Annotated in this window: 13 protein-coding genes; all 13 read left to right on the plus strand. The window is 43.3% G+C overall.

Annotated features, from left to right (window positions below; genetic code table 11):
* Positions 1-66 precede the first annotated feature (66 nt).
* The 13 genes from DWY93_RS16100 to DWY93_RS17820 all read left to right on the plus strand — a co-directional run bounded on the left by DWY93_RS16100 (position 67) and on the right by DWY93_RS17820 (position 8011).
* A complete protein-coding gene (locus DWY93_RS16100) occupies positions 67-390 on the plus strand; it encodes a hypothetical protein (RefSeq protein WP_004613237.1) in 324 nt (107 codons plus the stop codon).
* Between the two features lie 299 nt (positions 391-689).
* Complete coding sequence (locus tag DWY93_RS16110; protein ID WP_117472667.1) at positions 690-1061, plus strand: DUF2500 domain-containing protein; 372 nt, start codon at positions 690-692, stop codon at positions 1059-1061.
* A 363-nt stretch (positions 1062-1424) separates the two neighbouring features.
* The gene (locus DWY93_RS16115; protein ID WP_015553466.1) at positions 1425-1676 is read left to right on the plus strand and encodes a helix-turn-helix domain-containing protein; all 252 of its coding nucleotides are present in this window, start codon (positions 1425-1427) and stop codon (positions 1674-1676) included.
* Between the two features lie 3 nt (positions 1677-1679).
* Positions 1680-2063, plus strand: a complete 384-nt coding sequence (locus tag DWY93_RS16120; protein ID WP_117472669.1) for a VOC family protein — start codon at positions 1680-1682, stop codon at positions 2061-2063.
* A gap of 91 nt (positions 2064-2154) precedes the next feature.
* Positions 2155-2775, plus strand: a complete 621-nt coding sequence (locus DWY93_RS16125; protein WP_117472671.1) for a TetR/AcrR family transcriptional regulator — start codon at positions 2155-2157, stop codon at positions 2773-2775.
* Between the two features lie 5 nt (positions 2776-2780).
* Positions 2781-2975, plus strand: coding sequence for a cysteine-rich KTR domain-containing protein (locus tag DWY93_RS16130; RefSeq protein WP_117472681.1), 195 nt, complete (start codon positions 2781-2783; stop codon positions 2973-2975).
* 95 nt (positions 2976-3070) lie between these two features.
* Positions 3071-3667 (plus strand): N-acetyltransferase, encoded by a 597-nt coding sequence (locus DWY93_RS16135; protein WP_207658710.1) that lies wholly within the window; start codon positions 3071-3073, stop codon positions 3665-3667.
* 504 nt (positions 3668-4171) lie between these two features.
* Positions 4172-4744, plus strand: coding sequence for a DNA-3-methyladenine glycosylase I (locus tag DWY93_RS16140; RefSeq protein WP_347466479.1), 573 nt, complete (start codon positions 4172-4174; stop codon positions 4742-4744).
* Positions 4741-5457: a DNA/RNA nuclease SfsA gene (gene sfsA, locus DWY93_RS16145; RefSeq protein ID WP_117472677.1), complete on the plus strand. Its 717-nt coding sequence runs from the start codon at positions 4741-4743 to the stop codon at positions 5455-5457. The genes DWY93_RS16140 and sfsA overlap by 4 nt, the downstream gene beginning before the upstream one ends.
* 65 nt (positions 5458-5522) lie before the next feature.
* On the plus strand, positions 5523-5900 hold the full coding sequence (locus tag DWY93_RS16150) for an SdpI family protein (RefSeq protein WP_117472679.1): 378 nt from the start codon (positions 5523-5525) through the stop codon (positions 5898-5900).
* A 24-nt stretch (positions 5901-5924) separates the two neighbouring features.
* Positions 5925-6233 carry a hypothetical protein gene (locus DWY93_RS16155; protein ID WP_117471156.1) on the plus strand — a complete coding sequence of 103 codons (309 nt, stop codon included), beginning with the start codon at positions 5925-5927 and terminating at the stop codon, positions 6231-6233.
* A gap of 150 nt (positions 6234-6383) precedes the next feature.
* Positions 6384-7127: a GNAT family N-acetyltransferase gene (locus tag DWY93_RS16160; RefSeq protein ID WP_117471155.1), complete on the plus strand. Its 744-nt coding sequence runs from the start codon at positions 6384-6386 to the stop codon at positions 7125-7127.
* A gap of 446 nt (positions 7128-7573) precedes the next feature.
* Complete coding sequence (locus DWY93_RS17820) at positions 7574-8011, plus strand: prepilin-type N-terminal cleavage/methylation domain-containing protein (RefSeq protein WP_117471177.1); 438 nt, start codon at positions 7574-7576, stop codon at positions 8009-8011.
* Positions 8012-8332: the final 321 nt, after the last annotated feature.

Genomic DNA, 8332 nt, shown 5'->3' on the forward strand with positions numbered 1-8332 from the left:
CTTATTAGCCACTACTGTTACAACGTTAGTATAGCACTTCAGTTGAAATGGAGGCGCTATAATAACATGAAGATTGAAGGGAACCAGAAAGAACTGGATGCAATGGTAGAATTTCATAAGGGAAATCGTGTCGAGGGACTGAGACTGCAAGAAGAATTTGCAGCGGAATTTCGTAAGGAGTATAAAGACAAAGATCACTGTCCCTGCCTGAAAGCCTGTCGTTATCACGGAAACTGTAAGGAATGTGTAGCAATCCACAGAGCGCATCAGGAACATGTTCCTAATTGTATGCGACCATTGATTAATAAAAAATTGAAATTGATGTCAGAATTAACAGAGCATACCTTGGCAAATGAAATAGAAGCTCCACATGAGATTTTAAGAAAATAGGCAAGTCAAATTCCGATTAATCGATGCCAAAAGGACAAAACAGTATATCGCGGAGGCGATGGTATGAATAAATTCTACGATTTATTAAAATATATTATCTATGCGAGTTTCTACGTGATTGTGATTAAAACGGGTATGGATTTCTATGAGTATAAGCGCTTTCCGAAACTATACGAACCGAATTCTGCACCGTGGTATACGGAAGCGTTACTGTATTGCGTCGCTTCTTTTGCGGTGATCATCGTATGTTTCGCGCTTAGAGTAATCATAAAGCGAAAGATGAAGAAGGGGTGAGTCATATGTTTATGCTGTTTGAGTTTATGTTTCCAATTATCTTCGTAATAGTTTTCGGCATGATCATCTTCCAGTTTGTGACAGGAATCGGAACATGGCATAAAAACAATCAGTCACCGCGTTTGTCGGTGATCGCAACTGTAGTTGCAAAGCGAGAAAACGTATCGCATCACAGCCATCCAAATGGAGGTGATCCATCTGGTGCGCATGGGTATCATACGACCTCGAGTACCAGTTACTATGTAACATTTCAGGTGGAGAGCGGTGATCGGATGGAATTGCAGGTTTCCGGTAGGGAATATGGAATGCTGGCAGAAGGAGACATTGGGAAACTTACTTTTCAGGGGACGAGATATCTATCATTTGAGCGTGCGTGACGGTAGTGTCAAATAATCTATGAAAAACTGAGTCAAATAAAAGGTTCAATTGAAGCTGCCGAAACATAATTATGTGTTTTGCGTAAGCATCTTGAGGAAAGCGTATATCAGGTTTCTGCTGTTTCTGCATCGGATGTACTGAAACGAAATACAGACTTTTTTCGCTGTGCGTTCCTGTTCGGGATAATGTCAAGATGAGCAAATCATTCTCAATTCGATTCTGCCTTATGTTGGCAGGGGCCGCACAGAAAGCATTGCCAGTTTCTTGTTTCACATTGCTTTCATAAAAATAAATGTTCCTCTTGATATTATCATAAATGATAATCTAATATATTTAGAGAATGATGAAGAGGAGAGTATCATATGGAATTGGCAGAGATTGCAATGAACCCTGCTCGTCAGAGGATTTTTCAGTATTTTTTGCTTCATGAAACTGGCACAGTTAAGGAAATCAGAAAAGCACTGCCGGATATTCCAAGCGCAAGCTTATATCGGCATATAAAGATTCTTGCGGATAGTTCCATCCTCATGGTTGTAGGCGAAAATCGAATCCGCGGTACGGTTGAAAGCGTTTATCAATTAAATGAGGTATATGTTCGGACGTTGTGGAGGTGAGTTATGAAAATAGAACACATTGCTTTATATGTAAAAGATCTGGAAACAGCTCGCAGTTTCTTTGTGAAGTATATGGGCGCAAAATCAAACGAAGGCTACCATAATCTGAAAACAGGTTTCCGCTCTTATTTTCTGTCATTTGGCGATGGGGCACGGCTTGAAATTATGAACAATCCGGAAATGCTTGATTTTTCAAAGGAATTTGCCCGCACTGGGTATGCGCACATTGCATTCAGCGTAGGCAGCAAAGAAAAAGTAGATGCGTTGACCGCTGAACTGAAAACTGACGGATATGAAGTGGTCAGCGGTCCCAGGACAACCGGAGATGGTTACTATGAAAGTTGTATTATTGCAATCGAAGGCAATCAAATTGAAATTACAGTTTGACTTCAATCTTTTATTCATTAACTCTTGACAAGTAACCATTCGGTAACTATAATGAAGTTACCGAATGGTTACTTTGATAAAGGAGATAGTTATGGCAGAGGGTACAAAGGAACGGATTTTGAGAATCGCGCTGGAATTGTTTGCGCAGAACGGTTATCTGGGGACGTCTATGAATGATATTGCAGGGCAGTTGGGATTTACGAAAGCTGCCTTATATAAGCACTATGCCAGCAAACAGGAAATCCTGGATAAGATCGTGGAGCGAATGAACAGGATGGATTATGAGCGCGCTGAGGCGTATGAAATGCCGGAAACGGAACCAGACGGCTTTGCGGAAGCATATCTGCATACGCCAATTAAAAAAATTCGCACATACAGCCTTGCCCAGTTTGATCATTGGACGAAGGAACCGTTCTCCTCCAATTTCCGTAAAATGCTGACGCTGGAGCAATACCGTGATCCTAAGCTTGCACAGCTTCACCACGATTATCTCGCGGGAGGCCCTTTGGAGTACATGGCGGCCATCTTCCGCAAGCTGGCAGATTCAGATGAGGACGCTATGCAGCTGGCGCTGGAGTTCTATGGGCCGATGTATCTTTTATACAGTGTCTACGACGGTGCAGAGGAAAAAGAAGCGGTTTCTTCTTTGTTGGCGACACATATTGATCACTTTATTGCCAGAGTTGAGTCTGATTGCAGAAAGAAGGAATGAACAACATGAAAGATGTCGAGGAAGAAAAACGCTGGGTTTTATGCCCGTGGTGCGGTGCCAAGACGCGCTTACAGATATTACGGGAGACGGAATTAGTGACTTTTCCTTTGTTTTGTCCCAAATGCAGGCATGAGAGTATTATCAATGCAAAAAATTTTATCATCGAAACCAAACAGCCAGACGCAAAGACGCAGTGCTGATCGCAAAACGATCATGCGCTGCGTCCTTTTTTGAAAGGAAGGCTGCTATGGAGGCAATTGTTTACACCACCAAAGGAGGATCTACTATGGATGCAATTAAGAATATTATTATTCGTCTGGAAACAAAAGAAGATTACAGAGCTGTCGAAAACCTGACCCGTGAGTCATTCTGGAATGTCTACCGCCCGGGCTGCATGGAGCACTATGTGCTGCACTGTTATCGGAATGACCCGGCATTTGTGCCGGAGCTGGATTTTGTGATGGAACTGGGCGGTGAGCTGATCGGGCAGGTCATCTATGTGCGGTCAGAAATCGAGTGTGATGACGGGCGAACCCTACCGATCATGACCTTCGGTCCCATCGGCATCGCACCCGCATACAAGCGGCAGGGCTACGGAAAGCAGCTGCTTGACTATTCCATGGAAAAAGCCAGGGAAATGGGAGCAGGGGCGCTTGCCATTACCGGCAATATAGACTTTTACGGCAAGTCTGGCTTTGTTCCGGCCAAAACTAAGGGCGTGCGCTATGCCGACGACCCGGAGACGGACTATTTCCTCATCAAAGAACTGAAACCCGGATTTCTGGACGGTGTCTCAGGCACTTACAAAGACCCCGATGGGTATTTTGTCTGTGAGAAAGATCCGGAGGGGTTTGAACAGTTTGAAGCCACTTTCCCGTTTTCGCCAATGTAGAACATCCGTACCCGCCCGGATTTCACGAGATACAAATTGGATGAACGGTCTCCCTGCATATATAAAATATTCCCAGTCCGAATCACAAACTCAGTTCCGACTTCCTCAAAAAGTGGATAATATCTGCTCGATAGTATTATGGTAATTACAAGAATCATGCCGCTTCGTGTTGGTAAAGGCTGCATAGAGCACTGAAAAAGTCAAAACGAACAGTAGGCAGCCCCACAAGGACAACCAAAGCGCGCCTACGGGGCCAACGCGTAATCGGAGAGCTCTTGTTAAACGTACTTTCTTTTGCTATAATATTTTTCAACATAATACGTTGCTTTTGTGCAATATAATGGTATTTATACATCTTTCTTCTGGAAGAAACAGGGCTTGTTATTGAGCGCGCGGAAGAGTGATAAAAAGAAGACAGAGATACTGATCATTGTATAGTGGTTCTGAAAAATGGATCGGAAATTTCATACTGGAATGGTACCACTTGAAAAGTAGGAAGGTGAGATGCGAATGAATTGGGCAGACGGAAAAATGCGGTGCTGCTGGGCAAATCCAAAAAACGAACGGTACATCCGTTATCACGATGAGGAATGGGGCGTTCCGGTGCATGATGACCGGAAGCTTTTTGAAATGCTGATCCTGGAGTGCTTTCAGGCAGGACTGTCCTGGGAATGTGTCCTGAATAAGCGGGATGCGTTTCGCGAAGCCTTTGACGGCTTCGATGTTGAAAAGGTTTGCGTCTACAAGGAGGAAAAGCTGGAAGCCTTGCGGAATGATCCCGGCATCATACGCAACCGTCTGAAAATACAGGCTGCCGTTACCAATGCACAGGCATTCCGTGAAATCCAGAAGGAATATGGCAGCTTTTTAGAGTATCTCTGGCATTGGACGGAGGGCAGCGTGATCCGGGAAACCGGGAAAACAAGTTCGGAATTATCGGATGCAATTTCCAAAGACTTAAAGAAGCATGGCATGAAATTTGTGGGAACCACGGTGGTTTATGCCTACCTGCAGGCCGTCGGCGTGATCTGGTCGCATGAGGATGAATGCTTTTGCAGGCAAGAGGATGAGACATGATGAAACAGAAACCGACAATTATTTATGAGAATACCGTCGCAGGCAGCTTCGTCCGCAGGATCAACCGTTTCACAGCGGAGGTTCTGATCGATGGGGGGACAGAGCTGGTTCATGTGAAAAATACGGGGCGTTTGCGGGAGCTTCTGGTGCCGAAAGCGAAGGTGACGCTGCAGAAGACGTTGAATATGAATCGAAAAACGGCATACGATCTGATCTCTGTATACAAGCCGAAGCTAAAATGGGTGAATATTGACAGTCTGGCACCAAATGCTTTGATGAAGCAGCTGTACATGAGCCTGAATTATGATCTTGTGAAGGCAGAATATACTTATGGAGACTCCAGAATTGATTTTTACATGGAAAAAAACGGAGAAAAATTCCTGACGGAAGTGAAGGGGTGCACACTGGCGGATGATCTGCATCCGGGCATCGGATTGTTTCCGGACGCACCAACGGAGCGAGGTGTAAAACATTTACACGAGCTGACAAAGGCGGCAAAGGAAGGCTGCCGCACGGCAATCGCCTTTGTGATTCAGATGAATGGAATTCATCGGGTGCTGCCGAATGAGGCGGCACAGCCGGAGTTTAAGAAGGCACTTGTGGAGGCTGCGAAGGCAGGCGTTCAGATCGTCTGTTACAGTTGTCATGTGGAAGCGGATCGTATAAAGATCACGGGTGTAACCGAAGATACTTCAAGCTTTGTGAATATGTAGGAAATGAAGGCTTAAGAAGATAGGCAGGCGAAAGAGTATAATCGGGAGTCATGGAGGTGAATTTTATGTGCTTTTGGTGGTTTATGTTAATATGTGATATGATAATTCCCATTGTTATGGTTATTGTAGGAAGAATGATGTGGAAACATTGTCCAAAACATATAAACGGTATGTTAGGCTACAGAACCACTCGTTCGATGAAAAATATGGATACATGGAAATTTGCCCATGACTATTGTGGAAAACTTTGGTGGAAAATAGGATGGGTAATGATCCTACCATCTGCTTTGATACATATTCCGTTATACCATAGTGATGAAAATACGATTGGGGTTGCAGGGGGAATCCTTGTAACAATTCAATGTATTATTTTGATTGTATCAATTTATCCGACAGAAAAAGCTTTGCGAAAGAATTTTAATGATGACGGAACGCCAAGATAAATCGAAATTTGATGAGGTGATAATATGAGCAAAAGTAAGAAGTTGACAAATAGAATTATTGCTGTCATATTGATTGTTTTGGGTCTTATATTGGGTGGCACATGGAATAGCGCGAAGTATTGCATTGGAGATAAAATTTTTATCGCCTTAGGTATATCTCCTTGGTCAAATGGTTCAAGTGGAACACATTATCCTGCTATTATTGGTAGTTTTGTTATTTTGGCTGGAATAAGTATCTTGAACTTAACTTTGCAAAAGAAAACTCGTTTGTGGATTTGGACTGCTGTTATTCTATGCTTTATTTTGTTTAATTTGTTTTTTACCTATATGTAGTAGATGATAACTTTCAGTTTGAAGTGACCTTCCCCCCAAAAAAGCGGAAGCTTCCGGGTGCGTAGCACGGAACAATCCGCAGGAATCAAAATAGTGGGCTTTTGACCTCGATATTATGCAATAAACATGGAGAAAGTCAGGTGACGATCGATGAAATATATCCATATCACGAAAGAGAACATTGATAAGGAGCACATCTGCTGTGCCATGTCCGGCAAGCAGGCTCTTGCAAAAAAGGAGTGGCTGAAGCAGCGCTTTGATGAGGGACTTGTCTTTTATCGCAGTGAGGAGCGTGGAAAGTGCTTTATCGAATATATTCCAGCGGAAAACGCATGGGTGCCCATTGAAGCAGGAGGCTGGCTTTATATCAACTGCCTTTGGGTTTCCGGCTCCATGAAGGGACACGGCTATTCCTCAGAACTGCTTTCCGAGTGTATCCGGGACGCGAAAGAACAGGGAAAGAAAGGTATTTGCATTCTGTGCGCCGAGGGACGGAAACGGGAATTTTTAGCTGATCCGAAATTTCTGAAGTATAAAGGCTTCAAAGTCGCGGATATATCTGACTGTGGGATCAACCTCATGTACCTGCCCCTTGCAGAGAATGCGGATCAGCCGAGATTCAAAGATTGTGCCAGACATCCGAAAGTCAGCGAAACGGGCTTTGTCCTCTATTATACCGACCAGTGCCCTTTCACCTATTATTGGGTGCCGAAGGTACAGGAAGCGGCAAAGGAACACGGCATGTCGTTTCAAGCATTTCATATTACCGACAAAGAAGCCGCGCAGAATGTACCTGCACCGGTCACCACATATGCCCTGTTCCGGGATGGAGAGTTTTTGACTCAGGGCATTCAGTCAGATAAAAAGTTTCTGGCACTTGCGGGCATAAAGTGATGACAGATGCGTTTCGTTACGATTGCAAAGAGCATGTATAAGGGGTGGAAAGTGAGGAAAAGAATATCTATGAAAAGAAAAATCATCATTGCGGTGGCAGTCATCGCAGGTATTTTGGCAGCAGTTGCGATTATTTCAATTTTGGCACAGACGCCGATGCCGATCTGACGAGTGGAAGATAGTCATGAATTTGGAGGCATAAGTATAGGAAAAGGATGTCCTCCAAAATAGGACAGAGGTGCAGGAGGTTATAACAACAAGGATTGCTTTATGAGGGAAACAGATCAGGAAGGTTACGTGGATTTTGTGAAAACCGTAAGAATTTTATAGACATTTCTGCAAAAATCTAATATAATTATTCGATGGTTCTGAGAGAAATATGTCGGCTTACGATAATTTGAAATGCGTTTCGATCGGAACAGAAAAAAAGATGGGATTTGAAAGAGATGAATTTATTGAACGTACAGAAAAACAAAAAATGTGGCTTTACACTGGCGGAGCTTTTGATCGTGGTTGCGATCGTGGGGATCCTTGTAGCAATCTCAATTCCAATTTTCAGCGTGCAGCTTCACAAGGCGCGTGTGGCTGCCGATTGGGCAAATCTGCGAGCATACTATTCAGAGATTCAGGCAGATTATATCGCGACCGGGAAGTATAATCCAGAGGTGCCGGCATCAGACAATACAAGTTATCATTATCTTACAGAAATTACATTCCTTGATGGACAAAGGGTCGAACTGAAAGCGGGAAAGATTTTGATTGGGAAATCAAAAGGAGAAAATGGATACGAGATTGTATATTACTGCAATGAATATTTGAGGACACACAACGTGGAACCGCACTATTATAAATGTAGCTTGTCTCTTGGCGCTAGTGCATTATAAACAATGATAGAAGCAGATAAATAAAAGGAAGCAGGACAATGGAACTCCCCCCCAATGTCCTGTTTTTCTTATGTAACAGCAAATCCTTCCAACGCATCTATAGAAGACCGGGATGATCTTTGCAGACCCAGGTGTGGGCTGTAGTTCATATTATGGATACAGAATAACGAATGTTGTGTGCGTATGGCAAAAAAAATCAATATGTTGATAAAATGCAACAGAGGTGTAATGATAATGAAAAAAATGTAAAAAGATATCAAAAAAATGGTTGACTTTTCCATGGGGATTTGTTATTATAATACTCGCCTTGAGCGACAGGGC

It is taken from the genome of Clostridium sp. AF28-12 (assembly GCF_003435225.1).
GTDB lineage: Bacteria > Bacillota > Clostridia > Lachnospirales > Lachnospiraceae > Pilosibacter > Pilosibacter fragilis.

Coding starts and splice junctions, on each gene's coding strand:
- DWY93_RS16110 (WP_117472667.1), top strand. CDS start 690: ATGTTTATGCTGTTTGAGTTTATGTTTCCAATTATCTTCGTAATAGTT.
- DWY93_RS17820 (WP_117471177.1), top strand. CDS start 7,574: ATGAATTTATTGAACGTACAGAAAAACAAAAAATGTGGCTTTACACTG.
- DWY93_RS16120 (WP_117472669.1), top strand. CDS start 1,680: ATGAAAATAGAACACATTGCTTTATATGTAAAAGATCTGGAAACAGCT.
- DWY93_RS16100 (WP_004613237.1), top strand. CDS start 67: ATGAAGATTGAAGGGAACCAGAAAGAACTGGATGCAATGGTAGAATTT.
- DWY93_RS16160 (WP_117471155.1), top strand. CDS start 6,384: ATGAAATATATCCATATCACGAAAGAGAACATTGATAAGGAGCACATC.
- DWY93_RS16130 (WP_117472681.1), top strand. CDS start 2,781: ATGAAAGATGTCGAGGAAGAAAAACGCTGGGTTTTATGCCCGTGGTGC.
- DWY93_RS16115 (WP_015553466.1), top strand. CDS start 1,425: ATGGAATTGGCAGAGATTGCAATGAACCCTGCTCGTCAGAGGATTTTT.
- DWY93_RS16155 (WP_117471156.1), top strand. CDS start 5,925: ATGAGCAAAAGTAAGAAGTTGACAAATAGAATTATTGCTGTCATATTG.
- sfsA (WP_117472677.1), top strand. CDS start 4,741: ATGATGAAACAGAAACCGACAATTATTTATGAGAATACCGTCGCAGGC.
- DWY93_RS16140 (WP_347466479.1), top strand. CDS start 4,172: ATGCGAATGAATTGGGCAGACGGAAAAATGCGGTGCTGCTGGGCAAAT.
- DWY93_RS16150 (WP_117472679.1), top strand. CDS start 5,523: ATGTGCTTTTGGTGGTTTATGTTAATATGTGATATGATAATTCCCATT.
- DWY93_RS16125 (WP_117472671.1), top strand. CDS start 2,155: ATGGCAGAGGGTACAAAGGAACGGATTTTGAGAATCGCGCTGGAATTG.